This is a genomic window from Burkholderia sp. Bp9015 (assembly GCF_003853505.1).
GTDB lineage: Bacteria > Pseudomonadota > Gammaproteobacteria > Burkholderiales > Burkholderiaceae > Burkholderia.
Genome location: NZ_QTPZ01000018.1, coordinates 98,298 through 124,884 on the forward strand (window position 1 = coordinate 98,298; position 26,587 = coordinate 124,884).

25 protein-coding genes are annotated in these 26,587 nt (G+C 61.2%); 11 read left to right on the plus strand and 14 right to left on the minus strand.

Annotation, left to right across the window (positions count from 1 at the left end):
- Positions 1–6 precede the first annotated feature (6 nt).
- The 8 genes from DIE12_RS38395 to DIE12_RS20330 form a co-directional block, all read right to left on the minus strand.
- Positions 7–414 (minus strand): zinc-binding dehydrogenase, encoded by a 408-nt coding sequence (locus DIE12_RS38395; protein ID WP_311766862.1) that lies wholly within the window; start codon positions 412–414, stop codon positions 7–9.
- Positions 402–806, minus strand: a complete 405-nt coding sequence (locus DIE12_RS38400; protein WP_196484206.1) for an alcohol dehydrogenase catalytic domain-containing protein — start codon at positions 804–806, stop codon at positions 402–404. Before DIE12_RS38400 ends, DIE12_RS38395 begins: the two co-directional genes overlap by 13 nt.
- Positions 807–896: 90 nt before the next feature.
- Positions 897–1,289 (minus strand): nuclear transport factor 2 family protein, encoded by a 393-nt coding sequence (locus tag DIE12_RS20305; protein ID WP_124523063.1) that lies wholly within the window; start codon positions 1,287–1,289, stop codon positions 897–899.
- A 466-nt stretch (positions 1,290–1,755) separates the two neighbouring features.
- Positions 1,756–2,499, minus strand: a complete 744-nt coding sequence (locus DIE12_RS20310; RefSeq protein ID WP_124523581.1) for an SDR family oxidoreductase — start codon at positions 2,497–2,499, stop codon at positions 1,756–1,758.
- 98 nt (positions 2,500–2,597) lie between these two features.
- Entirely contained in the window at positions 2,598–3,761 is a 1,164-nt protein-coding gene (locus DIE12_RS20315; RefSeq protein WP_124523579.1) for an MBL fold metallo-hydrolase, read from the minus strand.
- 134 nt (positions 3,762–3,895) lie between these two features.
- Positions 3,896–5,080 (minus strand): MFS transporter, encoded by a 1,185-nt coding sequence (locus DIE12_RS20320; protein ID WP_124523067.1) that lies wholly within the window; start codon positions 5,078–5,080, stop codon positions 3,896–3,898.
- Positions 5,081–5,581: 501 nt separating this feature from the next.
- Positions 5,582–6,607 carry an alpha/beta hydrolase gene (locus tag DIE12_RS20325; RefSeq protein WP_124523069.1) on the minus strand — a complete coding sequence of 342 codons (1,026 nt, stop codon included), beginning with the start codon at positions 6,605–6,607 and terminating at the stop codon, positions 5,582–5,584.
- A gap of 430 nt (positions 6,608–7,037) precedes the next feature.
- Positions 7,038–7,931 carry a LysR family transcriptional regulator gene (locus DIE12_RS20330; RefSeq protein WP_124523576.1) on the minus strand — a complete coding sequence of 298 codons (894 nt, stop codon included), beginning with the start codon at positions 7,929–7,931 and terminating at the stop codon, positions 7,038–7,040.
- 361 nt (positions 7,932–8,292) lie between these two features.
- Between DIE12_RS20330 and DIE12_RS20335 the strand changes: the two genes are divergently transcribed.
- From DIE12_RS20335 to tcuB, 5 genes are all read left to right on the plus strand, one after another.
- Positions 8,293–8,559: a DUF4148 domain-containing protein gene (locus DIE12_RS20335; RefSeq protein ID WP_124523073.1), complete on the plus strand. Its 267-nt coding sequence runs from the start codon at positions 8,293–8,295 to the stop codon at positions 8,557–8,559.
- A gap of 202 nt (positions 8,560–8,761) precedes the next feature.
- The gene (locus tag DIE12_RS20340) at positions 8,762–8,980 is read left to right on the plus strand and encodes a hypothetical protein (RefSeq protein ID WP_124523574.1); all 219 of its coding nucleotides are present in this window, start codon (positions 8,762–8,764) and stop codon (positions 8,978–8,980) included.
- Positions 8,981–9,120: 140 nt separating this feature from the next.
- Entirely contained in the window at positions 9,121–10,071 is a 951-nt protein-coding gene (locus DIE12_RS20345; protein ID WP_124523075.1) for a LysR substrate-binding domain-containing protein, read from the plus strand.
- Between the two features lie 81 nt (positions 10,072–10,152).
- Positions 10,153–11,565, plus strand: coding sequence for an FAD-dependent tricarballylate dehydrogenase TcuA (tcuA, locus tag DIE12_RS20350; protein WP_124523077.1), 1,413 nt, complete (start codon positions 10,153–10,155; stop codon positions 11,563–11,565).
- A complete protein-coding gene (gene tcuB / locus DIE12_RS20355) occupies positions 11,552–12,724 on the plus strand; it encodes a tricarballylate utilization 4Fe-4S protein TcuB (RefSeq protein WP_124523079.1) in 1,173 nt (390 codons plus the stop codon). Before tcuA ends, tcuB begins: the two co-directional genes overlap by 14 nt.
- A gap of 141 nt (positions 12,725–12,865) precedes the next feature.
- On the opposite strand, the gene DIE12_RS20360 is transcribed toward tcuB, so the two are convergent.
- The 6 genes from DIE12_RS20360 to DIE12_RS20385 all read right to left on the minus strand — a co-directional run bounded on the left by DIE12_RS20360 (position 12,866) and on the right by DIE12_RS20385 (position 19,799).
- Positions 12,866–14,053, minus strand: coding sequence for an arabinose transporter (locus DIE12_RS20360; RefSeq protein WP_124523571.1), 1,188 nt, complete (start codon positions 14,051–14,053; stop codon positions 12,866–12,868).
- A gap of 83 nt (positions 14,054–14,136) precedes the next feature.
- On the minus strand, positions 14,137–16,392 hold the full coding sequence (locus DIE12_RS20365; protein WP_185641029.1) for a xanthine dehydrogenase family protein molybdopterin-binding subunit: 2,256 nt from the start codon (positions 16,390–16,392) through the stop codon (positions 14,137–14,139).
- A 2-nt stretch (positions 16,393–16,394) separates the two neighbouring features.
- Positions 16,395–16,856, minus strand: a complete 462-nt coding sequence (locus tag DIE12_RS20370) for a (2Fe-2S)-binding protein (RefSeq protein WP_409364393.1) — start codon at positions 16,854–16,856, stop codon at positions 16,395–16,397.
- A gap of 110 nt (positions 16,857–16,966) precedes the next feature.
- Positions 16,967–18,385 (minus strand): NAD-binding protein, encoded by a 1,419-nt coding sequence (locus tag DIE12_RS20375; protein ID WP_409364392.1) that lies wholly within the window; start codon positions 18,383–18,385, stop codon positions 16,967–16,969.
- Between the two features lie 183 nt (positions 18,386–18,568).
- The gene (locus DIE12_RS20380; protein ID WP_260429033.1) at positions 18,569–19,321 is read right to left on the minus strand and encodes a hypothetical protein; all 753 of its coding nucleotides are present in this window, start codon (positions 19,319–19,321) and stop codon (positions 18,569–18,571) included.
- Between the two features lie 271 nt (positions 19,322–19,592).
- The gene (locus DIE12_RS20385; RefSeq protein WP_124523565.1) at positions 19,593–19,799 is read right to left on the minus strand and encodes a hypothetical protein; all 207 of its coding nucleotides are present in this window, start codon (positions 19,797–19,799) and stop codon (positions 19,593–19,595) included.
- Between the two features lie 123 nt (positions 19,800–19,922).
- Here DIE12_RS20385 and DIE12_RS20390 point away from each other — a divergent pair, with 123 nt between their 5' ends.
- The 6 genes from DIE12_RS20390 to DIE12_RS20415 all read left to right on the plus strand — a co-directional run bounded on the left by DIE12_RS20390 (position 19,923) and on the right by DIE12_RS20415 (position 26,467).
- Positions 19,923–21,464 carry a sugar ABC transporter ATP-binding protein gene (locus tag DIE12_RS20390; protein ID WP_124523091.1) on the plus strand — a complete coding sequence of 514 codons (1,542 nt, stop codon included), beginning with the start codon at positions 19,923–19,925 and terminating at the stop codon, positions 21,462–21,464.
- Between the two features lie 2 nt (positions 21,465–21,466).
- Positions 21,467–22,687, plus strand: coding sequence for an ABC transporter permease (locus tag DIE12_RS20395; protein ID WP_124523093.1), 1,221 nt, complete (start codon positions 21,467–21,469; stop codon positions 22,685–22,687).
- 121 nt (positions 22,688–22,808) lie between these two features.
- On the plus strand, positions 22,809–23,027 hold the full coding sequence (locus tag DIE12_RS20400) for a type II toxin-antitoxin system Phd/YefM family antitoxin (RefSeq protein ID WP_124523095.1): 219 nt from the start codon (positions 22,809–22,811) through the stop codon (positions 23,025–23,027).
- Positions 23,028–23,038: 11 nt separating this feature from the next.
- On the plus strand, positions 23,039–23,428 hold the full coding sequence (locus tag DIE12_RS20405; RefSeq protein WP_124523097.1) for a type II toxin-antitoxin system VapC family toxin: 390 nt from the start codon (positions 23,039–23,041) through the stop codon (positions 23,426–23,428).
- A gap of 675 nt (positions 23,429–24,103) precedes the next feature.
- Positions 24,104–25,285, plus strand: coding sequence for a porin (locus DIE12_RS20410; protein WP_124523562.1), 1,182 nt, complete (start codon positions 24,104–24,106; stop codon positions 25,283–25,285).
- Between the two features lie 210 nt (positions 25,286–25,495).
- The gene (locus tag DIE12_RS20415) at positions 25,496–26,467 is read left to right on the plus strand and encodes a sugar ABC transporter substrate-binding protein (RefSeq protein ID WP_124523560.1); all 972 of its coding nucleotides are present in this window, start codon (positions 25,496–25,498) and stop codon (positions 26,465–26,467) included.
- Positions 26,468–26,587 lie beyond the last annotated feature (120 nt).

Sequence of the window (26,587 nt, forward strand, 5' to 3'; positions counted from 1 at the left end):
CTTGACTCACTGACGGGGTTGTTTAAGGGCGGAATGATTCAGCGCATACTTCGGAACGAAGGTGCGCTCGGGGACGATATCTCGCTCGGTCAATAGCGGCGTGCCAGGAGCCGATGTCGTTATCCGACCGCCGTTGCGCACTGCACGGGCGGCCGGCAACCCGACGCCTGCGGTGTCGATCAATCCGTCTACGCCGTCTGGCACTTCGTTGCGTACCAGATCCGGGAAATCGCTTCCCCGCCGCAGGACGACATCGGCTCCGAGCGCTTCGACAAGCTGAATGTCTTTGGGCGAGGCGTCGGCAATGACACGGAATCCTTCGGCCTTTGCCAACTGTACGGTGTAACCACCGACCGCACCTGCTGCACCGATGACTGCGATGGTGCCGCCCGCCGGCAGCTTCAGGATGTCCAGGCCATCCGTGCTGTCAGTCCGTTCATCGGAAGCGTAGCGGCTTCTGCGTCGGTCGTCCCGACGGGAGCACGGACCACGGACTCTGCTGGAACGACGAGCTGTTCGGCATACGCGCCGCGCGTTCCCGACACGACAACGATCGCGACGACACGGTCGCCGACGCGCAGATTCGTCTCGGTTCCTTTCCCGATCTGCTCGACCACACCTGCTGCTTCCATCCCTGGAACGTAAGGTGGCGCTGCATCGGAGACAAACGCCAGCCCCCGGCGGACCATCGTGTCGACCGGGTTGACGGTGGCAGCCGTGACGCGGATCCGAATCTCGCCGGCATGGGTCACCGGTGTCGACAGACTCAAGGGGCGCAGTATCTCCGGTCCGCCGAACTCGGTCAATCCGACAGCTCTCGTGAAGACTCCAGATTATGTGGGTTCGAATGTTTGCGGAAGGGGGGCGCGGTCGGGTCGAGAATTGGCACTGACCCTTTAGTTGCCCAGTGCGCGCTGGACGACATGGCTGTCGGCGACTTGCTTCAACGCGGCGAGCTTACCGTCACGCACAGTCCACACATGAATGAAACGAACGTCGGCGCTATGGCCCGTCTTGGTGACGCCGTGATACTCGCCGACCACAAAGACGTGGTTGTCGTCGTCCCCGTAGTACGTTTGCGCGTCCGTGCTCCAGGACGCAAACAGTGGAATGAGCCGGCCGAAGAAATCCGTCACCGTTTTTTCGTAGCCGTGATACACGCCGCCGAGCGGGAAGCCCGGGGTGATATCCCAGACGAGATCGGGGGCCATGAGCTCGCGAGTGACTTCCGGCGCCGCACCTGAGCCGTAGATTCTTCGGACGAGGTCGATGTTTTCATTCTTGGACATTGCGTTATCCATTTGTGTTGGACGATGTTGAGTTGACTGGAGCGAGATGCATCGCGTCACAGCATGCCGACCGCGAACCGATACTCGACGTCGCTCTCGTGACCATGCGCGCCGGCTTCAGTGGTCTGCCGGATCGCGCTCGCATCGTCGTTGGTCCTGGCGCCCCGCGTGAGGGAAAAATCGGAGCAATTCGTCGATTGCCGTGATACCGCGAATGACGGAGCGCCGTCGGCATGGTGCTCGTCATTCCCGGGAATCAGAAGAGGATCGAAGGTTGATTGACTGTCAACCTGAAGTTGGAGTGTGTCGTGTATCGCCGATGCGGCTTGCCCGACGCCTGCCGGCAGCGCCGGGCATTTGCTACTGGATCGAGCGATCGCATCGTTCGCAGCGGCGCCACTTGCGGGGCGCCCCATTTCGATCCCGAGCGATCATGCCGATGCTCGCCCCGGAGCTTGCTGTCGGCTTACCAGGGCTGATTGGCCGGGCCGACCGTGAACTCGTTGATCGTTGTATCGTCGGGCTGATCGATAGCGAAGGCAACTACGCTGGCAATTCGGTCCGGAGAGATCCCGTACTTGTCGTAGATGCCCTGCATCTGGCCGAGCGTCTCCTTCTCGCTGATCGTCGCCAGCAGTTCCGTATTGATGGCGGCCGGATAGATCGTCGCCGTCCGGATATTGGTCCCTTCCATGGCGGACTCCATGCGCAAGACTTCCATGAAGTCACGTACGAACCACTTTGTCCCGCCGTAGACGGCACCCCCCGGGTAGGCTTTGAGGCCCGCTACCGAAGAGGTTGCAATGACGTGGCCGGCTTTCTGTTCGATGAATGTCGGCAGTACTGCCGCGACGCCATTCAGAACACCCTTGACGTTGACATCGACCATTTGATGCCAGTCGTCGATCTTGAGCGCGGAAAGCGGCGAATTCGGCATGAGGCCGGCATTCAGGAACATGACGTCGACGCGGCCGAATTCGGCTTTAGCCAGTTTGACGATCCCGTCGTTGTCCGGTTGTCTGGTCACGTCCAGTTCTTGGTAGACGGCATGGCCACCGCTTTGCTTGATCTCGTTTGCGATTCGCTTCAGCTGTTCCTCGCGTCGGGCACCGAGTACGACTTTGGCGCCCTTGCTTGCCAGCAACTTTGCGGTTGCCTCGCCGATGCCGGAAGACGCTCCGGTGATGATTACAACTTTGTCTTTGATCATGATCGTTCCCTGCTGTTGTTGAAGGGGGCTGCTTGCTTGCGACATTGTTGTCGGGTCGGAATGCGACTGCAGTAATCCGGTTGGCTGCGGGCGGTGAGCTAGGACGCATGGTCATCGACACCTTTCCGTGGACGATCGGGCTCGACCTCCTCCCACCAGGGCGAAAATTTTTGCATCCGGTCGTCCAGGTACATGGGATGGCCGATTTTCGGGGTCCACAGCGCATAATCGCGCTTTTCGCTGGCTACGGTGATGCGCCTGAACGGGTCGTCCCAGTCGTGCGGTGCAATGGAGAAGCGACCCACGTGCGCCGGCGTGAGCACGCGGGCACGCAGGTCCTCGGCCGCCCGCGCGGCCTGCTCGGGATTCATGTGGACGTTCGCCCAGCGGGGGTCGTACTGTCCGGTATCGAGGGCCACCCAGTCGAATGGACCAAGCGGCCGGCCGATCTCTCTGAAATGGGGGGCGTAGCCCGAATCGCCGCTGAAGAAAATCCGACGGTTCGGGGAAATGATCGCGAAACCGGCCCACAGCGACTGGTTCCGCGTCAGGCCACGCCCAGAGAAATGCCGCGCTGGGGTGACGTGGACGTGCAGTGCCGGCGTCAGTTCGACGACGTCGTTCCAATCCACCTCGCGCACGATGGACATGTCATAACCCCAGGCTTCGAAATGCGCCCCTACGCCCAGGCCCGTGACAACACGCTTCACTTTGGGTCTGAGCGCTTGAATGGTCCGATAGTCCAGGTGATCGTAGTGGTCGTGGGTGATCAATAGCGCATCGATCCCCGGCATGTCTTCCGCCGCATAGATGCTGGTGCCGTCGAACGCCGTGTTCGTGCGAGGCACAGGGGCTGCGTTGGTGCTGAAGACCGGGTCGATCAGAATGCGCTTTCCGCCCAACTGCACGAAATAGGACGAGTGACCGAGCCAGACCACCAGATCCTGCGCCGGGTCGAGCGCCATGAGATTCGTCCTGATCGCGGGGATGGTGCCGGGCGGCCGGGGCTGACCTTTCCCTCGTCCAAAGACGGTCTCCATCCACATCTCCCATTCGGGCTGATTCGTCGTCAGCATCGGCGAGTCGATCTGGTTGCGAAAAGCGCCGCCGGCATAGTTGGGCGAGCGCAGGATGCGCGCGAGGCGCTCGCCCTGCGGGAGTGCACCGAACAACGGATGCTGCAGGCAGGCAACTGCACCGATTGCACCGAGCAGGACGATGCCGGCACAGACCTTGAGCACGCGTAGGTAGAGTCTTTTCATCAAGACCGCTGGTTTCGTGTATGGGTCGCGAAAGCACGCATCACGCAGATACCGCGCGGCAATTCACGCGAAATTGGTTGGCGCGAGCGCGTGCTGGCATACTGGATCCGAGTCTCCCGATGGCCGGAAACGGGCTATTTCCTCGGCTGCAGTCGTGTACCGTTACCGACGATCACCGCGGAAAGCACGAGCAGTGCGGTCCCCCCGACGAGCGTCGCCGCGATCGACACATGATCGAGCAGGATCCCGCCGAATTCCGCGCCGACCATGATCGACAGTTGGATTGCCGCTACCATCAGGCCGCCGCCGCTTTCAGGTTCGTCCTTGACGCCTTGCGTCAGCCACGTCGACCATGCAACCGGAATGGCTGAGTTCACTGTGCCCCACGCGATCATCGCGAGGGCGACCGCCCACAGCAGGTGGCCGACCGACAGCATGCCGACTGTCACGGCACCCAGTGCGAGCGGCAGGATCATGAGCAGGAAATACAGGCGTTTGGCAATCAATGCGCTCGCACCGTATGTTCCCACAAAGCCCGCAAGCCCGAGGCCCAGCAACAGCATCGACAGTTGGGGTACGTCAACGTGCGTGTACGACTCGAGAAAGGGGCGAAGGTACGTGAAAATCGCGAACGCGCCGCCGAAGGTCAACATGACCGCCAGCATCCCGAATGCCACGTTGGGTCGCTTGAGCAGGCCGATGACCTTGCCGACGGGATGACTGCCTTGGGCCGGCATCGAGGGGATGCTCGACCATAGCCAGATCGTGTTGACGATAACGATGGGTGCGAGCGCCCAGAACACGCCGCGCCAGCCGATCATCCCGCCGACGTAGCTGCCGATGGGAGCGGCAAAGGCCGTAGCTACGGCATTACCCGTGAACAGTACGCCTAGCGCCTTCGGGATGGCTTGTTCCGGGACGAGGCGCATGATGGTCGCTGTTGCGAGCGACCAGAAGCCGCCGATCACGACGCCGAGCAATGCGCGTGCGATCATCAGCATGGTGAAATCCCGCGCTTCGGCGATCAGTACCAGCGAGACCAGCATTAGTGCTGCCAGTGCGGTCAGCACGTGCCGCCTGTCGAAGCGGCCGGTGACCGATGGAATCAGCAGGCTGGTCACCACGGCAAACAGCCCCGAGATCGAGATCGCCTGTCCTGCCATGCCGACCGTTGCATGAAGGTCGCTTGCGATCGGCGTGAGCAAACTCACGGGCATGAATTCGGAAGCGATCAGCATCGCGGCGCACATCGCCATCGAGCCGACCGCGCTCCATATGTTTCGCCGCGTAGTTTGCGGCGGTGCTGTCAATGTCGACATAGCGTTCCTCATGGGTTCGCGCGAACCGCAACGGGAACGCGCGAACTGTTGAAAGCGCACGGCAATGGTTCGCCGCTGCGCCTTTCAGTGCAGTAGGAGGCCCGTCGGAAGGGCCATCGAGGGTAGGGGGTGGTCGTTGTCCAGTGCTGGACATAAGCAGCACGGAGCCGCGCAGCATCTCGCCGGAATGCGCGAGCCGTCACAAAGAGGATGTACCGAACGACGACCGAGCATGAACGAGGCGATAAGCCTTCATGCCTCCATTAGACCGTGATGCGCGGGATCGATAAAGGCCGCTGGAGTGATTGGACTGATGAGCGTGCCTCATCAATTGTGGTCGTGGAGCGTTTGGTCGCGGTGCACTGAGTACGTTCGACCGCACCGCCCGGCAGCATTACTGGCTGGAAACGCGCCACACGCTGTTTTGCCAGCGTGCGGCAGCGTCGACATTGGCGGTGGCGTCGGACCTCGAGCGATGTTACAAGACGCAGCGGCGCGATATTACAGATTACCGCGGAAGAATGCAGTCAGCTTGTCGAACGGGATCAGGTTGACGCGATCGTAAAGATCCACGTGCCCCGCGCCCGGCACGACAACCAATTCCTTTGGCTGGCCGGCAAGACGATAGGCCTCCTCGCTGAATTCCCGCGAGTGAGCGTTTTCGCCGGTGATGAAGAGCATCGGGCGAGGTGAGATCGTCTCGATGTCGTTGAACGGGTAGAAGTTCATGAACTTGACATTGCTGGTCAGCGTCGGGTGTGTCGTGTGTTCCGGTGACGAGCGCTTCGGCGTGTACTCGCCGCGCGGTGTGCGATAGAAGTCGAAGAATTCCCGCTGAATTGCAGGCGTGTCGTCCTTCAGTTGATGCACGGTTCCGCTCGTGTACTGGATTTGACCGCCCGAAAACTCGACATCGCGCCGCTCGGCCGCCGCGGCAATGATCTGCTTGCGTTGTTCGAGCGTTTGCCCGTGCCGCAGCCCGTTACGGTTCGCGGCGCCCATGTCGTACATGCTGACCGTCGCGATCGCCTTCATGCGCGGATCGATCTTGGCTGCGCTGATGACGAAACTTCCACTGCCGCAGATGCCGAGCACGCCGATCCGGCTTCTATCGACGAATGGTCGGGTGCCCAGAAAATCAACCGCTGCGCTGAAGTCTTCCGCATAGATGTCGGGCGAGACGGCATTGCGAGGTTGCCCGTCGCTTTCACCCCAGAATGATAGGTCCAGCGACAACGTGACGAAGCCTTGATCGGCTAGCTTTTGTGCATACAGATTCGCACTTTGCTCCTTCACGGCGCCCATTGGATGACCGACGATGATTGCCGGATGCTTCTGATTTCGGTCCAGGTTCTTGGGGATGAAGAGATTGCCGACGACGTTCATCCTGTACTGGTTGGAGAATTTGACCTTCTGCGCAATCACGCGGTCGCTACGATAAAAGTTGTCGGCGCCAGCGGACATGTCGGCAGCCGTCGCAGAAAATGAGGTGATAAGAAATCCGAATAAAATGAGGATCTTTCTCATTGGGAATTCCTTCGATTGCCAGTTGATCAGGGATACGAATGAGCCGGCTGCCGCGGGTGGCGATCGTCGGCGTCGAATCTGCAACGAGCGGGTCGCGCAAAGGAAGGGCGATCATCGTCGCAATATCGACTCACATGATAATGAAAGGAATGTAATTAATTGCACCGGAAGGCGTGATTGAAGCCATGAGTAGCGTTCATGAATCCATTCGGGGATGGGAGCTGGCACATGTGAGGCAACGGGCAGTGCCGGCGGTGCCTCGCCGGAGTTGCCGTGAAGCCTTCGGCTTCGGCTGCGGCGCGGAAATCGGGCGCTTCACGCGCGCTGCCACGATCTGTACTCCCGCTCGTACCGCTCCGGCTCGCGGCCGACGGATCGGGGTGAGTGTCATTCGAACGACGGCTTCGCTGCCATACCGGCAAGGTTGGCATTAGTGCCGATATTTCAATGCATCGATTACGACCGAGAACGCCCGGGATGCTTGCCGGCGGCTTGGGTAGTACGCGTGATAGCCGGGAAACGCCGGGCACCAGTCCTTGAGGACGCTTTGCAACTCACCGCGATCGATATAGGGGCGCACGGCGTCTTCGGGCAGAAAGGCGAGACCGAAGCCGTCCACCGCGGCTTGCAGCATCTGCTGCTGGGTGTTGAACGTCAATTGACCGTTCACGCGCGCCTGGATCTCCCGCTTCCCCTTCTTCAGTTCCCACGCGTATACACCTTTCGTGGTCGTGAGTCGCAATGTCACGCAGTCGTGGCTGAGCAGGTCTTCGGGTGACTTGGGCAGTGACTTGCCCTCGAGATACGAGGGCGCGCCGACGACGGCCATAGGGATATCAGGGCTGATGCGTACCGCGATCATGTCTTTTGCAACCTGATCTCCGAACCGGATTCCGATGTCGTAGCGGTCCTCGACAATGTTCGCGAGCCCGTAGTCGACCGTCAGTTCCAGTCGAATATCCGGATACTCGCGCAGGACGTTCGTCAGTTTGGGCCAGACGATGGAATCGATTGCATGATCTGTGGCCGTAATCCTGACCACGCCGGCGGGCTTGTCGCGGAAATCGGACAGGGAAGCCAGTTTTGCCTCGATTTCCTCGATACGAGGCGCGGCGGTGTTCAGGAGTTCCTCTCCCGCGTCGGTTGTCGACACGCTCCGCGTCGTGCGCGTAAGTAGACGAACACCCAGGCGGGCCTCGAGGTCACGAATCGTGTGACTAAGCGCGGACTGGGACACGCCGAGTTTCGCTGCCGCGCGCGTGAAGCTTCGTTCTCGCGCCACGGCGAGAAACACGAGAAGGTCATTGAAGTTCTCTCGAGCCATCCGGTATTACCCCTATAGAAGGGTTGGAATCCTAGCACCGAAGCGACGGAGTGCCGTCATTGATTCATGAGCCATATTAATAGGTTCTAGTGGGATTGGCCACTTAATCGAAGCAACGGCAAACCGTACACTTCATACTTGTAGGTCGATACCGTGCCGCGCGCATTCGACCTTGATCATAATTAAAACGCGGCTCAGAAGGACACACATCGTGTGGAGACGTCGTACTTGCCGAAGGGTTTCGCTGACTGACGCGAAATCACGATGAGCGATCAAGCAACGACGGTGCCGGCACCGGCATCACGTCGTTTCGCCGGCGCGCATTCGGCAAGTCTCTATTCGTCTTTCTGGAGTGAACAACATGAAATTCAGCCATCGTCTTCTCATTGCCACCCTTGCCATTTCCAGCCCGTTGCTGGCATCTGCGCAATCCGCCACCCAGGGCCTTACGCGCGAGCAGGTTCGCAACGAAATGATCCAGTACAAGGCGGCTGGCTTCAACCCTGCGCGCGCCAACCCCGGCACGTGGGTCAACGATGCGCAGGCCGCGTCGGCCAAGGTTGCGAGCGCACGCAATTCGGCGCACCCGCAACTCGCGGAGAACGGTTCGTCGTCGCAGTGCAATTGACCGAGCCGACTGCCGCCGGATGGCGCGGACAGCCGGAAGCCGAGGTCGCGACGTATTCCGTCGAACTTGCAACGTCGCTCGGATGAGCACATGGATAGCGTTGACGTTGAAGTATTGACGGCAGCACTGGATTGGTGGCGCACAGCTACGTTGGCGCAATCGGTTCGCGTATGAACTGCACCCGGCGACGGAGCGTCTAGGATTGTTCGCACCTGTTGCTGATCAGATAGCGCGACTGCACATCGGTGCGCAGAAGCCGCCGGAAGTAACCGTGGCAATCGTCGCGGAAATGACCGCGATTCGCCGCGATGTGCCCGTGCTGCAAAGCCGTGCGAAGCGCAGGGCTGCACGACGCGTCCGCGACGACGGCATAGGACCTACGCATCTGCGCGATGCTTTGCCAGATTCACTGTCTGCCTGATCCCGTCCGGCATCGCCGATTGCTTCCCTATCGGGGCCGCGAGGGGCAGTTCGGATTGACGCATGCGGGAATCGCACGCATTGTATTGCGCTGCAGTATTGCGATTTCCCGCGCCAGGCTATCCGTCAAAGAGGCATTTCTTGGAACTTCGGCAGCTTCGCTATTTCGTCCGTGTTGTCGAATGCGGCAGCATGGGCCGTGCTGCGTTGGAGTTGGACGTGGTGACGTCCACGCTGAGCCAGCAGATCAGTCGGCTGGAAAGCGAACTGTCGGTCCGTCTTCTGAAGCGGACGAAAACCGGAATTCAGCCCACAAATGCCGGCCTTGCGTTCTGGCATCAGGCGCAACTGGTGCTGCGCCACGCAGATGATGCGGCCAGTGCGGCGAAGACGGGGCGGCTTGCTGGCCAGGTCACCGTCGGGTTCGCGCCGAGCACGTCGGGGGTTGTCGCGCTACCGTTCATTCGTGCGATGCGCGCACGGTATCCGGACATCAACTTGCGGGTCGTCGAGAATCTGTCCGGAAACCTTGAGTCGATGCTCATCGCCCGGCAGATCGACCTCGCGATCCTGTTCGGCAGTTATCCCGGCAAGCGATTCAGTGCCGTGCCGCTTCTGGACGAGCGGCTATTTGCGATATCGTCCACCACCCTGACGTTGCCGTCCGACATCAAGGGCCTATCCGTTAGCGAACTCGCCGCCTATCCGCTGGTGCTCCCGAGCGACAGTCACGGCCTGCGCATGCTCGTCAACGCGGCCTTCACCAAAGCGAATCGCCAGATGAACGTCGTCGCCGAGATCGATGGTCTGGCAACGCTGATGGAGGCCGTGGGCGCCGGTCTCGGCGTGACGATTCAGCCCGGCGCTGCATTGGCTCGATGTGACGCTACGACTTTCAGCGTCGTGCCGATTCAGAGTGCCCACCTGACTCGGCTCAACCAACTTGCGAGTCTGTGTGACGATGAACTGTCCCCACCTGGACTCGCCGCGCGCGTGGTTCTCCTCGATGTCGCACGTGAGCTCGTGATAAGCGGAAAGTGGACGGGCGCAACGCTCGTCGATCCGGAAGCCGGCGGTCTCCAATTTTCGTGAACACGTCTTCGCCGCGCGCTGCTGTCCGCTATTCCAGGTGTCACCTACACTGCCCGGGACAATCAAGGGAAAGAGGTGCTGATGCTGGACGTACTGGTAATAGGAGGCGGTAACGCGGCGCTATGCGCGGCGCTGATGGCACGTGAAGCCGGTGCATCGGTGCTGATGCTGGAAGCCGCGCCGCGCGAATGGCGCGGCGGAAATTCGTCGCACACTCGCAACCTGCGCTGCATGCACGACGCGCCGCAAGATGTGCTCGTTGATGCGTATCCGGAAAGCGAATACTTCGACGACCTGATGAAGGTGACGGGCGGATTGACGGACGAGCGGCTTGCACGGATCGCGATACGCGCGTCATCGAACTGTCGGGACTGGATGCGCAGGCACGGAGTCCGATTTCAGCCGCCGCTGTCGGGCGCATTGCATGTCGCCCGGACCAATGCATTTTTCATGGGAGGCGGGAAGGCACTGGTCAACGCATACTATCGAAGCGCAAAGGCACTTGGGGTGAGCGTGCGCTATGACGCGCCGGTCGACGCGATCGAGATCAAGGACGGGCGTTTCGTTGCGGCACGGGTGCGCGGAGAACGCATCGAGGCCCGAGCGTGCGTGCTGGCGGCGGGTGGCTTCGAGTCGAATCGCGAGTGGTTGCGAGAAGCATGGGGCGAGGTCAACGGGGAGTGGGTCGCCGACAATTTCCTCATCCGCGGAACGCGCTTCAACGAAGGCGTCGTGCTCAAGTACATGATCGACGCCGGTGCCGACGCAATCGGCGATCCGTCGCAATCGCACTGTGTCGCGATCGATGCCCGCGCGCCGCTTTACGATGGCGGAATATGTACGCGCGTCGACTGTGTTTCCCTCGGTGTCGTGCTGAACCGCAATGCAGAGCGGTTCTACGATGAGGGCGAGGACTTCTGGCCAAAGCGATACGCGATCTGGGGACGCCTTGTCGCTTTCCAGCCAGGTCAGATCGCCTACTCGATCATCGATTCGAAAGCCGTCGGACGCTTCATGCCACCCGTATTTCCGGGAATCCGCGCTGGGTCACTCGCCGAACTGGCACGCGCGACGGGTTTGAACGAGCAGAGTTTCGTCAATACGATCGAGGCGTACAACGCTGCGTGCCGCCCGGGCACGTTCAATCATGCCGTGCTCGACGACTGCCGGACCGACGGTCTCAGGCCGCCCAAAACGCACTGGGCCCAGCCGATCGACAGACCACCGTTTTATGCGTATGCGCTGCGTCCCGGCATCACATTCACGTATCTCGGCCTGAAAACCAACGAACATGCGGCCGTGCACTTCGGTGGAAAGCCGTCGCCGAACCTGTTCGTCGCCGGAGAAATGATGGCAGGAAACGTCCTCGGAAAGGGCTATACGGCCGGTATCGGCATGGCGATCGGCACGGCATTTGGCCGCATTGCCGGTGTCGAGGCGGCACGTGCCGCCCAACGAATCAATGAAAAGGAAACCGATCATGCAGTCGCTTGAAGCGCTTGCTCGCGAGGCGAACGCGCTCGCGGAGACTCCCCCGACCACGGTGCGTGGCGTCCTTCTGTCGGACGGCGAACGCGAGGTCAGTCGAATCATGCAGATCTGCAATGCGTGTCGCTATTGCGAAGGATTCTGTGCCGTTTTCCCGGCGATGACGCGCCGCCTCGAATTCGGGCGTGCCGACATTCATCTTCTCGCCAATCTCTGTCACAACTGCGGCGCCTGCCTTCATTCGTGTCAGTATGCGCCGCCGCATGAATTCGCGGTCAACGTACCGCGCGCCATGGCAGAGGTACGCGTGAGCACCTATACGGAATACGCATGGCCGCCGGCGTTGGGGTCTCTCTACAAGCGAAACGGAATGACGCTCGCCGTAGCGCTAGCTGCCGGGCTGACGGCTTTTTTGATGCTGGCGGGGCGAGGCGCACGGTCGGCTGCCGATATTGCCGGATCCAATTTCTACGCGATTTTTCCGCACAACTTCCTTGCGATCGTGTTCGGTGCCGTTTTCCTATTTTCGGCGCTGGCACTTGGGATCGGCGTGCTACGGTTCTGGCGCAACGAGGATCCGGGTGACGCGTCAATCGATGCCGCATTGGAGGCGACGAAGAGCGTGTTGACGCTTCGATATCTCGGAGGCGGTCACGGCGACGGCTGCAATAACGACGACGACGCCTTCTCGCTTCTCCGTCGACGGTTCCATCACCTGACGTTCTACGGGTTCCTGCTGTGTTTCGCGTCGACCTGCGTGGCCACGCTGTATCACTACGCGTTCCATCTCGAGGCGCCGTACGATTATGCGAGCTTGCCGGTTGTGCTTGGTACGGTCGGTGGCGTGAGCCTGCTTGTCGGCACCTGTGGGCTCCTGTGGCTTAACATCAGGCGCCACCCGCTTCATGGCGCCCCGGCCCAGAAGCCGATGGACCGCGGATTTGTCCTGCTCCTGATCCTGACCGCCGCTTCCGGGCTTGCACTTCTTGCACTGCGTAGCACGAATCTGATGCCAACGCTGCTGGCCGTTCACCTCGGGATCGTGATGGCGCTGTTCGCGACACTGCCTTACGGCAAGTTCGCGCACGGGATCTATCGTTCCGCGGCGCTCCTGAAATGGGCAATCGAGAAGCGCCGGCCGTCGACGTTGCTCGTCGAAGAGTAACCAGGTCGGCGAACGCGCGGCCGTCGATGCGCTGCGCGGTGTGGGTCTGCGATTGGCGGTCACGATGGACGCAAAGCGCTGCGTCTGTCGGTGATTGCCGTAACGGATCCCGGCACCGCGATGCCGGGATCTGGAGCTACGTCAACGACGACCGGCTGCCCTCATTAGCGCGACAGACACGCCGGCGGATCCGCATGCGATCATTGCTGCGACGAGAAACACCATGCGCAGGCCGGCCCAGTGTGCGAGCAGCCCGAGCACGGGGCTCGCGATTCCCAACGCGAGATCGAGGAATGCCGTATAGGCGCCCATCGCGAGCCCGCGATTCTGCGGGGGAACGCGGTGAACGGCTTCGACGCCTAGCGCGGGATACACGAGCGAATAACCTATGCCGGTCATTGCCGCGCCGAGCAGTGCCGGTGCAGAGCTGGTCGCCGCCCAGATGAGTGCCTGTCCGGCGGCTTCGATCAGCACGAAGATGAGCGCGACCTTGGCGCCCCCCAATTTGTCGGGAAGATGGCCGAATACGACGCGCGCGGCGATGAACGAGATCGCGAAAACGGTAAAAGACAGCCATGCTGGCTGCCAGCCTCGCTCGACGAACAGCAGCGAAACGAAGGCCATGATCGAGCCGAAGCCGATGCTGCTCATCGCGAGGCCGACTCCCGGTGCAGCGACAGCGCGGATGACTTTCGTTATCGACGGACCACTTCGTGACAGCGGGGCGATCGCATTCATCGGCAGCACCAGCGTCAAGGTGGCGAGCGGCATCAGCACGGTCGCGAATGCAATGGCCGAAAATCCGTACTTCGCATACAGCACCGTGCCGAGCGGTGCGCCGAGGGCAAAAGCGGCATACATCGCCATCCCGATCCACGCTATGACTTTGCCGGAGACGCCGGCGTGGACACGCGCCAACCCCCAACTCAATGCGCCGGTGATGATGAAGCTCTCGGCGGCGCCCAGAACTGCGCGGCCGACGATCAGGATGGTCACCGATACGAGCGGCATCGACGCGACGACGAGCGACGACAAGTAAATGAGGCCCGCCACCGAAGCCGACGCCATGCCGACGATCACGGCGAGTTTCGCGCCCGATTTGTCGGCGAAGTGGCCGGCCCAGACGCGTGAGAACAGCGAGGCGGCGAACTGGCTACCGGTCACCAGACCGACGAAGAACGTGCCGAGTTTCAGGTCGTCGTGCACGTGAAGCGGCAGCACCGGCAGCGCAATGCCGATGATCAGGAATGCGACGAGCACGACCGCCATCAGCGGTGCGAGTGCCGATACCGTGCGCTGGTTCGAGATGGTCGAGGATGGAGTTGTCATTGCAGAAGGAATGTCTGATCGGGCGGATACGATCGCGGTGGACGGAGTCGGCGAGGTGAACGCCGACGGGGGCGATGCGAGGATTACGTCCAGCTCAGGTCATGGAGTCGGTAGGGCATCGATCTCAATCGTTTGCCGGTGGCGGTGAATAGTGCATTGCCGAGCGCCGCAGCCACCGGGCCCATCGGCGATTCGCCGACCCATGCCATGCGCGGGTGACCGGAGACGCCACCAAAATGGACGCTGATGCGCTTCGGCGCATCGCCTATTCGCATCATCGGATAGTTGTGGAAGTTGCTCTCGACGACTTTCCCGTTCGCAACCGTGATCTGCTCGTTGAGAGCCGAATTCAGCGCAAAGATGGACCCGCCTTCCATCTGGGACACGAGCCCGTCCGGATAGCCGACATGCCCGGGATCGAATGCGATGTCGACGGATTCGACCCGGACGTCGCCGTCGCGGGTCACCTCGACCGTGACGATTGCCGCGACGGTCGTGCCGGCCTCGGGCTTGCCGTTCATGCCGTAGTTTGCGATCGCGATGCCTTGGCCCCACCCCTTTGGCAAAGCGCGGCCCCAGTGTGCCTTGTCCGCCACCTCGGTCAGACACCGGACCCATGCGGGGTCGGGCCATCTCGAGTAAAGCTTGAGCCGGTATGCCAGAGGATCGATGCCTGCGGCATGCGCACATTCGTCGACGAACGTTTCGATGAACGTTGCGTGAGCGTTGTATCCCGGTCCTCGGTAAGAGCCTGTCAGCACGTGAAGCGGCACGGTGCTCGATTCGACCAGTACATGGTCGACGATACCGGCGCTCAGCGGGCCGTCGTGCAGGTAGTTCGTGAAGAAATCGGGCGCGCCGGCGGCGCGGGCATGGAATGCGACAGGCATGCCGTCCACATCGAGCGCGGCGCGGAGCCGGACGGATTCGATCGACCTGTAGCGCCCTTGCCGCATGGTCTCCTCGCGTGACCAGATGACTTTTACCGGACGCCCTGGATACCGCTTTGCGACGGCGACCACCATGCGCACGTCGTTGCCGGTGCCGCGTCGGCCGAACCCGCCGCCCACATAGGTTTGGTGGAAGTAGACCTTGTCCGGCGACAGGCCAGCCTCCTGGGCGGCGACGATGTGTGCCTGCTGCGCCTGTTGCGACGGATGCCACACATCTACACGTTCGGCCGTGACCAGTGCCGTACCGTTGAGCGGCTCCATGGCCGCGTGTTCCGCAAACGGCGCGTGGTACTCCGCCTCGACGATGGTGCCGGATGACGCAAGGACTTCCGCGGCATTCCCGCGTTTGAGCAGGATCCTGTCGCCTGCGCGCTGGACGGCGCCTCGACACGCGGCGGTGATCTGTTCATGCGTCTTCCACTGAGCGCCAGGGCCATCGGACCACTCGACCGGCATCGCCTCCAATGCCTTTCTGGCCTGCCAGTAGTGTTCGGCGATGACAGCGATCCCGCTTTGCGGCGCGCTTAATGCAATCGGAAATGGGACGCGGTTGGGATCGATCGCGTCGCGTGGTTCGGATGGGTCGACAACCGCTACACCGAGCACGCCTGGCATTGTGCGAACTTTTTCGAAGTCGTAGCGTACGAGTTTTCCACCGTGTACCGGCGCCTGCATGAGCGCAGCGTGAACCATGCCGGGCAACTTCACGTCTATGCCATAGACGGCCGTGCCGTGCGCGATCAGCGGTTGCTGGACCCGCGACGGGCTTGCCTTGCCCAGAAACCACCAATCATGTTGCGGCTTGGGAGCAGGTTCTGCGTCGAGCGATATCGAACCGGCCAGTTCAGCGACGTCGCCGTAAGTCAGGCGTCTGCCGGTTCGCCCGTGAATCAGTATGCTGTCTTTTGCGTCGATTTCGCTTCGCGGTACGTTCCAGGTACGAGCGGCGGCTTCCTTCAGTCTTTCTCGCGCGCTGGCACCGGCCTGCAGGAGCAGTTCCATGCGGTGAGGCAACGTCGAACGGGCGAAGAAGCCGTTGTAACCCATGCCCTGGGCATAGACATTGTTCTCGACGTAGTTGCGATGCGGCGACGCATACTCGCCGATCAACTGGTTCCAGTCGCAGTGCAGTTCTTCGGTGACGGTCATCAGCGCCTGCGTCATGACACCGTTGCCGATATCGGGCGTGGCGACCCTGACTGTCACGACGTTGTCTCGCCTGACCACGATCCACGGCGTAAACTCCGCACCGGCCGGCGGCGCGGGGTCGTCCCAAGGGCGCGGAGACGCGAACGCGTCGGCGTTGCTGGAGCGGGCAACGCCCAGCACCAAGCTGCCCGCCACGACGGATGCCCTGATCAGGAATTCTCTGCGATGGAGATTCATCGTCAAGCCTTTGCCTTCTTGAAGCGTCGTGCGGCTTCGTGTATCGCGGCGCGTACGCGGGGATAGGTGCCGCATCGGCAGATGTTCGTTATCTGAGCATCGATGTCTGCGTCACTCGGGTTGTCATTCGTTTGGAGCAGGGCGGCAGCTGCCATGAGCATGCCTGATTGGCAGTATCCGCACTGTGCGACGTTGCGCTCGATCCAGATTGTCTGCAGCAGGTGAGTACCGCCATTCGATAATCCCTCGATCGTCGTGACATGCCTTCCGGCGGCGGCCTGCAGCGGGAACTGGCAGGAACGCACGGGAGCCCGGTCGACATGAACCGTGCAGGCGCCGCATTGAGCGATGCCACATCCGAACTTTGTTCCGGTCATGCTCAGGTGATCGCGCAGTACCCAGAGGAGCGGTGTGTCGGGATCGAGATCCAGCGTCTTCGATTCGCCATTGACGACAAGGTCGATTGCCATGGATGTTCCGGATAGCTGAATGCGTGTGATCCGGGTTCGGCCGAGGCGGCCGCGATGTCACGAGCCTGCCTGGGGCCCCGGCAAAAACCCGGATCGCTGCGGCGTCAATAATGGATGGCCGGGCGAAATTGCCGCGCGGGGGCGGACGCAGTTTGATGCGAGGGCGTCAGCCGAACATTCGCCATGTCATCGTAGAACGCTGCGAGCTCGTCAAGGCGAGCGTTCTCGCCTGCATGATTCAGCGCTTGCTCGAGCAGGCAACGAACGGCGTTCGCGATAAGCATCGGAGCGCCGCAGTCGTCCCCCAGCATGCACGCCGCATCCATTCGGGTCATGATCTTCTTCAGGTCGGCGCCGTCGTGACGCGTGCCGCTCAGCAATTCGGCAAAGACCGACTTCGATGCGTCGCTCCATCCCGAACTCTTGTTGATGACTTGTGACATGTCGTCGAGTGCGAGCCCGTACCGCAGCCCCGCAGCAATGCATTCGAAGCTGATTAACCGCGACAATGCGCCGATCGCATCCGAGACGAGTGCTACTGTTTCTTGCTCCGCATCTCGATGGACGGCGGATCGATCGAATTCTTGCGACGCGTCGTCGGCAAGCCGAGTGCCGGCCATCGACTCGATCAGACCGACCATATCTTCCAGTTGCGCCCCGTTGCCGAGGGTATTGACGCCGATCTGCAGCAAGCCGCGAACGATGCCCGTGACCGGCATCGGTACACGCTGCGAGATACCAAGCGACACGGCCTGCGCGACATCCTTCAGCATCAGCGAAAGGGCGAAGTTCGTCGACGACTTCTGTTGCACGAGCGCGGGCAGCATCTTTTCCGTCGTTTGATTGCGTGCGTCGCTGCGGCCCAGGAAATCCGACATGAATGCGAGCGACAAGCCGGCTTTTCTACCGGCGGCAACGACCTCGAGCGTCCCGAGGCGGCAGCCGGCATTCATTGCGTTGTTGACCGTCTTCATTGCCTGGCCATCGCCAACCCGCGAACCGCATCGATAGATGGTCGGTGTAATCGCCTGCAATGCCGGCATGGCTCGTTCGAGCACGGCGTCCGACGCGGCGACCATCAGGGTGGCGCCACCGGCGGCGACGATGTGCGGACTGGCCGATACCGCCGCATCCATCATGTCGATGCCGGATTTCGCGAGTTTGTCTGCGATATCGCGAGTCGTTTCGGGTACGCCGCTGGTCTGATCGATGACGAGCTTGCCGGCGGACAAGCCCGCTGCCAGACCATCGGCGCCGAACATGACGCGCTCGACATCCGAGCTGCGGGGAAGGCAAAGAAAGACGATGTCCGATCGCCGAGCCAGTTCGGACGCGGTCGGCGCGACCTCTGCGCCATGCGCCGCTAGGGTGTTCGCCGCGGCGGCGTTGATGTCCCAGACACACAGACTGTGGTCCGGCAGGAATCTGCGTGCGAGCTGGCTGCCGAGCGCGCCAAGCCCAATGTAACCAATCTTCATTTCGCGTCGCCTCTCATGTGATCTGAGTTCAACCGGGCTATGCACGCTCTCCGGTCGAATTGGTCGCCATGCACTGATGAGAGCGACGCGCGACGGAGGTCGCGTCGGGAGCGTCCGGTCATTGCGCTTGTTCCGGCCGATGAAGACAGCGGAATGGCCGGACAAGCATTCTCGTGTGCCTCGAAGCCGCCCCCGTACGCCACTTCGAGAGCGGTGGCTCGAGATTCGTTACCGTTCTTCGCGCGGATACTGCAGTACGAGTGCCTCGAGACCCTGATCGCCCGCACGGATCTCGAATTTTTCTTCGTTCGGCTCGACAACGATCATCGACCACAGCGGGAGTTCTTCATTGCCGTGCAACAGACTGCCGTTGCCGACGAACACGTAATACCCGCCGGCGGCGCGCGGATCGGGGCCTTCGACGGTCATACCCGCGCCGAGTCGTACGACCTGGGCATGCACGCCATCGTCGTCGTCACGGAACAGCGTTTCCCACGCGACTTCCGTGCGTGATTGCATGACGGGCGCGATCGAAAAGCGGACGGGTTCGGACGTGATGTGCCGGCGCTTGCTGGTCTGCAGCCGGTCGCGATAGCCCGGTTTGTCGAGATACACGGGTTCGGAATTGCCGGTGTACATGCGCATCGCGACGAAGCACAGCCCTTGCGGACCCGCAACGATCGGGCCATACGCGGTGTGATGGTCCTTGAACTGAACCGTGAGCGGCTCGATCACCTGACCGCGGCTGCCGAGCGTGCCGGCGCCGGCAAGGAAGCACTGGAACATCGTGACGCCGTGAAAGTGCGGGACGATGGTTTCGTGCGCCCTGAGTTCGGACATCGTGGCTTGCGGACCGGGCGCCGACCCCGCGGACGAGCGCGGGCCGAAGTAGGTGGTTCCCCAGTGCTCGTTCCCGGTTCCGGGGGAAACGATGGTGCTGCGCTGTGCGAGCGCGTCGGCGCCGCTTCGAGTGTAGATCATCAGTCGTTCTCCTTGGTCTTGCGCTGCATGTCAAATCGGGCCGTGCCTGACCGGGGAGGCTTCAGCATGACGGTGGCCGATGAGGGCATCGTAGCATAGGTTTCATTAAATAGAATAAGTTCCAACCACCGAAACTTCGTTGATTCAGATCGGTGGCCGTCGACCAGCATCGAGAGATTCCTGGGCGAGGCATTTATATTCCACTGATCGAAACGCATTTCATTTTAATTGACGGTCGATGATGTGCGAGCTACATTGCCGCTAACAACCCCTAACCGACGATCCCGAGCAGAAGAAGCAGTAACTCGTCAGGAGACACGAGCTGGATGTATCGGCCGCGCGCGCCGTCACTGGCGTCACGGTATGCAACCGCCTTGCCGATGAGCTGCTTCGACGACTGGCTCGACTGTCCGAGCTCCGGAATGCGGGTTGGAGTGAATAACGCCTGGAACACATCGCGAACGGTACGGCGCAGCACGTCGATTCGTCGCTCGCGATGGACGCCACAGGAAATCGGAGACCGCGCCGCCAGCCGGCGCGTCCGTGGACGGGGGCGCTAGAACCCCTGCGCCACGCGTGAAAAAAGAGAGAAGGAGGCAAGATGCAACTCGCGGAGGAGGTTCCGCTCATGCGTCTCGAGCGGGTCGCGAAGACGTTTCCGAACGGGCTGGTAGCGCTGCGCGGCGTTGACCTCGACATTGCCCGCGGAAGGGTCTATGGGCTGCTGGGCGCGAACGGCGCGGGAAAGTCGACGCTGATCAAGATCCTGTCGGGTTCGTTTCCGGCAACCGGCGGGCAGATCCTTTGGCGAGGTTCGCCCGTCCAATGGTCTAGCCCCCGTGAAGCGAACGAAATGGGCGTCGCGACCATTCATCAGCACATTCCGCTGATTCCGACATTGTCCGTGCTCGAGAACGTCTTTCTTGGCGATCGAGGCCGGTGGCGACGCGATATGTCGCTGCGTGTTCGGTACAAGGACCTCTGCGAGCGCACGGGGTACTGGCTCGATCCGGATCGCCCGGTTAGCGATCTGTCGATCGGGCAGCGCCAGATGGTCGCCATTTTCCAGGCGCTCGGCACGGGTGCGGAACTCATCATCATGGACGAGCCGACGGCATCCCTCGCCACCGAGGAGCGCGAGGTCGTTTATCGGATTGTCCGCCACCTTTCGCGCGTGGAAAACAAGGCGATCGTCTTCGTGTCGCACTTTCTCGACGAGGTCATGTCGCTGACGGACAGCGTGACGATCCTGCGCGATGGCGAGGTCGTCGTACGTGCCGAAACGCACGAGCTCGATGAAGCTCGGCTTGCCGAAGCGATCGTCGGGCGACAAATCGTTGCGCTCGAGCGTGCGCCGCTGCAGCGGATCACTGCGGACGCATGCGTCCGGCTCGAGCTGCGTAACGTTGCGTCGCCAGGCAAGCTTGAGGCCATTTCCTTGAGAGTTGCGGCGGGTGAGGTCATCGGCATCGCCGGTCTGCTCGGCTCCGGACGTAGCGAGCTCTTGCATGCGATCTTCGGTGCGGACCCCGAGGCAACTGGCGAAGTCCGGGTAAATGGTCGGTCGATCCGGCGATCCACGATGGCTGCGGTCAAGGCGGGTATCGGTCTCGTTCCTGAAGATCGCATGGACCAGGGTCTCATCCCCGGCTTCGAGATCTGGCGCAACACGACGCTGCCGGCGCTCGAAGGCGTTTCGCGGCGGCGCCTGTTCCCGCAGCGTGACCTTGAACGTGTGCGCGGAGCGGAGGCGATCCGGCGTTTGAAGATCAAGGCGCCATCACCCGATTCGATCGTGACGGAACTGAGCGGCGGCAATGCGCAGAAGGTGACGATCGCCAAATGGCTGTTCAGCGACGTGAAGATATTTCTTCTCGACGAGCCGACCGCGGGCATCGACATCGGCGCAAAAACAGACATCCTGCTGCTCGTGCGCGAGCTCGCTGCCGCGGGCAATGCCGTCATCATGGTGTCGTCCGAATTTGAGGAATTGCTGGCTGTCAGCCAGCGAATTCTCGTCATGCGCGACGGCCGCTGCATCGCCGAACGACCGGCGCAAGAAACTTCCGAGCATGAACTGATCTTGCTGGCCGGTGGTCAGCGCGCGTCATGCACGGCGCAGCAATCAACAATGAGCGAGTGATCATGAATCTGTCTACTTCGAAAAATCAGTCCGTGCAGCCGTTCGACGGCAAGGACGCGGCCGATGTGCCGTCCCACACGTCGACGACGTTGCGACGACTGCTGAGCTTGCGGGAGATGGGTGTGTATTACGCGCTGATCGTGCTGGTGGTCGTGCTGTCGGCCGTTACCGCGTATACCGGACGCGCGAACTACCTCACGCTCGCGAACATAACGAACGTGTTTTATCAGTCGTCGCTGGTTGCGATGATGGCCGTGGCCATGACCGTCATCCTGATTACCGGCAATTTCGATCTATCGGTTGCGTCGGTCGCCGCCCTGTCGGCCGCGGTGCTGGTCGGAGCTGCCGACTCGATGGGTTTCTGGCCGGCCGCATGCATGGCGGTAGTCGTCGCCATGCTGGTCGGCGTGCTCAACGGCGCGATCGTGCAGTTCCTCGGCATCAACGCGTTCATTGTCACACTCGGCACACTGACGGCGATTCGCGGCGTCGTGCAGATCGTGACTGACGGCCGTTCGCTTTCGGTGTCTGATTCCGATGCATTGGCGGCCATGCAGGCGTTTGAATCCGGACGAGTGCATATCGCATTGCCGTTGCTCGTCATCGGTGCGTTGCTCATTCTGGGCGGCATGTCGTCCGTGTCGCGCGCACGCCGTGCCGGGCGGAGCATCGCATCGCCGGTCGGAGCGATTGCCGGCGGCATGGCATTGATTGGCATTTCGTGGCTGGCCGGCGCGCAGTTGACAGTCCAGAAGCCGGTGATCTACATGGCCTTCTTCACGGCGCTCGTGTGGGCCGTGCTCACGTTCACGACGACCGGGCGGCGAGTCTATGCGGTCGGCGGCAATCCGGAAGCCGCGCGACTGTCGGGCATCAACGTCAAGCTCTATAAGATGGCGGCGTTCGTGCTTTGCAGCGGCGTGGCGGGGTTCGGTGGCGTCTTGTTCGGCAGCCGGCTTGGTGCGATCAATCCGACGGCGATGCAGGGGCAGGAACTTGCTGTCATCGCATCAGCAATCCTGGGCGGAACGTCGCTTTACGGCGGATCGGGCAGCGTCGTCAAGACACTTGCCGGCGCGCTGCTTCTGGTCACACTCGCAAACGGTTTCAACATTCTGAACCTCGGCGCCAATTATCAGGGTGTTATCGAAGGAACGGTCATTGTTGTCGCCGCCGCGATTTATACGGTCGGCGGATCTCGACGACGAGGCAAGTCGCACTGACCGCGGCCAAAGGCGACACGGGCACGCAACTGACGGACGCTGTGCTCGTGGCACAGTATGCAGGCGAATTTCGTTGCGATGGCGATCATTGAGTATCGCTGTCGCAGTTAGCGAGGCGAGAATGGAAAAGCGCGTTTCGAAGGCAATGTTCAAGACGAAGGCGTGCGAGCTGTTCAGACAGGTCGAGATGCTCGGAGAAAGCGTGATCGTGACAGACCATGGCCGGCCGACCATCGAAATCCGTCGATACGTCGGGCCGAAGCGTAATGCGATGGCGGCGGTAACGGCCGCTATCGTCCACTTCGACCTCGATCCGATCCGCGAGCCCGCGGAATCCTGAGCGGAGCCGCCTTGGTCGTAATCGATACGCCGGCACTGGTCATGTGGCTCAGCGGCCAGGGAACGCTGAGCCCGGCCATGCGCGAAAGGATCGAACGGGAACGACACGCCGGTGCGCTCGCCATTTCGGTGATCAGCGTTCTCGAGGTGTCGCAGTATGTCGATGGCGGACGGTTGAAACTGTCGGTCGACAAGCGACGCTGGCTGTCCACGCTCGTATCGATCGACGGCCTGCAGGTCATCCCGGTGGATATGGCCATCACGATACGGGCTGCGAACTTTCCCATTGAAATAGATATGAACCTTCGATTGATCGCGGCGACCGCGATCACTGTCGATGCCGTTCTCATTACACCGGACAAGCGTTTGCACACGCTCGTCTATGGCGAATCCGTCTGGTGACCGCCGTCACATACGACGGGACACTTACCATTCCTCTCGAAATCGGGGCTCAGTAATGCGGTGTTCCTGAGCGGGGCCGAATGCATTCTTTAACCGATGGTGGCGCTGCGTCTTGCACCAGACTCTGTGCCACATTGCTGTTCTTTTCCGATTCTCATTGATCACCTTCCAATGCGCACCACGCAGGTAGCGCGCAGGTCGGGTATCGCTTCGCCATGCATGGTCGTATTGGCTGGGTCGCCATTGCAGTTTCTGCTGGCACCACGCGGATCATTTCACAGGGGAAATCTTTAATTGATAAGTACCACTACGAATAATTTTCGTTGCATTTTGAACACAAGGTTTGGCAACGAAGTTCATTGGTCTGATCTGCCGGGCCGGTCGATTTCATCGGGAAGCGATACGTCGAGGTCGACGGTGGTGCGCCGCCGAACACGTAGTCGAGCCGTGCAAGAAATACTGATCACGGAAAGTGACCATCCGACGCCGAAGCCCTGTCAATAAAGCGTGACAAGGAAAAATTGATTATCGCTTTCCTGACCCATCGATCGCCCTTCCGATGCCATTGGCGTCAATAGAATCTGTCGCGGGGTACAGGCAAATAGGTTGGCGGGATTGATCGCCGGCGTATGAAAGCCTGGTCATGGTGGAGACGTTTCAATACAAGGAAGCGACATGAAGAAGGAAATTTTTTGTCTTTCGCTGCTCGCATTGGCGGCGGGCGCGCAGGCGCAGAGCAGCGTTACGCTCTATGGTCGGATCGACAACGGCATGACGTACTGGAGCGGCCGTGGAGACGGGCGCCTCATCGGCATGCAAAGCGGCGGGTTCGGCGAATCGTGGTGGGGTATCGAAGGGGCAGAGGATCTTGGCTCGGGCACGAAGGTCATCTTCAAGCTCGAAACCGGGATCAGCACGTTGACCGGTAACATCCAGAACGGAAGCCTGTTCGGCCGTCATGCGTGGGTCGGCGTGACGAACGACAGGTACGGCACGTTCAAGATGGGCAACACGGGTGCCGGCGAAATCATGCAGGATAGCTACGATCTCGATCCACAGCTCTTTCAGCAATTCGCCGTGTCGACGCTGGTGCGCGGGCGAAACTGGTCACAGGCCGGCAACGGACTCGAATACACGTCGCCGAGCCTTGGCGGGCTGACCGTGAAAGGGCAGTACAGCCTCACCAACAATCCGGGCGGCTGGAACTCGGCACCGTCGAGCTCCGGCATCTCGGGTTCGGGGCCGAATCAGCTGGGCGGTGCGCAAGGACGCGCGGACGGTGTCAAGTTGATGTACAACGCCGGCAATCTCGAACTGCTCGCGATCTATGACGAAACGCGCGATCCGAACGGTAAGTTTTCGAATGTCTACGTCAGTTCCCGGTCCATCATGGCCGGCGGCACTTATGCATGGGGCCCGCTCAAGGCGTACGTCGGATACCAGCACCTGAGCGCGCCGGATGCGTCTCTCGGCAGCTACGGCGTGACGGCAGGCACATTGCCGTCCGGTGTCAGCGGCGTGCCCACGGCAGTTGACCACGAATGGGTGGGGGTTTCATACCTCGTGAATCCGTTCATCAACTTGACCAGTGGCGTTTATCACGCCAACGCGAACAAGGGCAACGGCAACGCGACGATGTATACGCTTGGCGGCACTTACAGTCTGTCGAAGCGGACCTTCCTGTACTCGGAATTCGCCTATCTCCACAACAGCTCGACCTCCAATCTGGGGCTCGGCAATGGCTTCCTCGACCCGTACGGCCCGAACGCGAGGCAGGGCGGTGCCGCGGGCAATGTCGCACCGAACTACGGACACAGCCAGTTTGGCGCGATCGCCGGGATCATGACGCTGTTCTGATCGTCAAGTCGATTTCGGGCAGAGATCACATTGAAGCCGAGATCGTCGCATTCAATTTGAAGTTCCGAACATCGGAACTAGTTTCGAATTAATTGACGGCGCGATGCAGCCGGTCTAGAGTTGTATCGCATACACGTCAGGCCGGTAGCGTCGTTGTGGTCAGGTCGCGCCGGCAATCTGCAAAACCAAAAGAGGAATCAGGAGACAAGCATGAAGGCAATTTTCATGAAGCTCGGGCTGACCGCGATCGCGGCGACGCTGGCGTTGTCGGCTCATGCCGTCAACGCGAAGGAAGTGACGCTCGCGTTTGTCGCGGACAGCATGCAATACCCCTACGACGTATCGCTGGCCAAGGGCTTTCAGGACGCCTGTAAGGAAATGGGGTGTCGGGCAGTCGTGCTGGACGGTCGGGCAAGCGTTGAGCGGCAAGGTAACGCCGTCGATGATCTGATCGCACAGAAGGTCGACGGTATCGCGATGATCGCGGTCGATTCGGTCGTTGCTCGGGGTTGGGTCGATCGCGCAGCAGACAGCAACATTCCGTTCGTGGCGGCCGCCGTCCAGATTGGTGATCCCAACAAGGTGCCGATTCGTCAGGTCTACGGGAAACTGACGGCGCTGGTCACGACTGACGACGTTGCAGCGGGCGAACGCGCCGGCGAACTGGCCGCCCGTCTTCTGCCGAAGGACCATGTAGCGAAGATCGGCATTATCGAGGGCGCGCCTGGTTTTGCCGTGGTACGGCAGCGGACCGACGGTTTCAAGAAGGCTCTGGACAAAGCGGGTGTGAAATATCAGATCGTCGCTTCGCAACCGACCGACTGGACGCCGGCGAAAGGTGAGTCGGTTTGCCAGAACATCCTGACGGCCAATCCCGATCTCGATCTCATTTATAGCCACGCGGATGATATGGCGCTCGGCTGCGCACGCGCACTGCGTTCGAGTGGTGCCAAGGCCAAGCTCGTTGCGACGGCGGGCGGATCCCGGCTCGGCAACGATGCGATCAAGAGCGGTGGCATCGACGGTTCGGTCTGTACACGTCCTCAGTTGATCGGGCGTCTCGCGGCCAAGGCGCTGTATGACGCCGCGACCGGGAAGAACACGAAGAAGGCGCAATTCATCACGTACGACACACCGGCGATCACGAAGGAGAATCTGGCCGCCTGTCCGGCGGAATGGTGACCGGTGCCTGATGCATACGCCGCTCGATCGCAGCGATGCGATCGAGCGGAGGTCGACGAAGTTTCCGCGGGAAGCGCCTGCTTCCCGGTGTACCGGGTCCCGACACCGTCGGGGCGCAAC